Source organism: Bradyrhizobium sp. Kon69, from assembly GCF_055807515.1.
Genome location: NZ_JBVVOS010000120.1, coordinates 1 through 443, shown reverse-complemented (window position 1 = coordinate 443; position 443 = coordinate 1). Strand labels below are relative to the sequence as shown.

At 71.1% G+C, this 443-nt stretch carries 1 protein-coding gene; it reads right to left on the bottom strand.

The genetic code is table 11. The features are described from left to right. Positions 1-443 (bottom strand): DUF1522 domain-containing protein (locus tag AC0L3U_RS38485; RefSeq protein ID WP_473364975.1); only part of this gene is annotated, 443 nt, incomplete at both ends.

Sequence of the window (443 nt, the reverse complement as noted above, 5' to 3'; positions counted from 1 at the left end):
GCGGTCGAGACGGCAGCACCTGGCTGGCTGGCGCTCGTGGAGATCGTCGCAGCGCCGGAGGTGATGGAGACGGTCTTGACGCCGCTGGCCAGATCGATCGCGGACAAGAGATCGTTGACGGTCGCGGTGGCGAGATAGACGGTGGTGTTGCCGCTGCCGTCGGTGACGAGGTTGCCGCTGACGCCCGAACCGCTCGGAACGGCGGTCGACGCCGGAGCCGCGCCGCTGCGGAACGTGATGGTCTTGCCGTTCACGGTCACCGTGTCGCCATCGGCAGGCTGGGCGTTGCCGGACAGGCCGGTCGCGGTCGTGCCGTTGGTGGCGATCAGGGTGATGGCGCCGGTCAGGGCCGTGGTGCCGTCACCGGCCGTCGCGCCCGTGCTTGCAAAGGAGCCGATGGTGGCGCCGAGCGTCGTGGTGCCGGTCGCCGCCGTGGTGCCGCC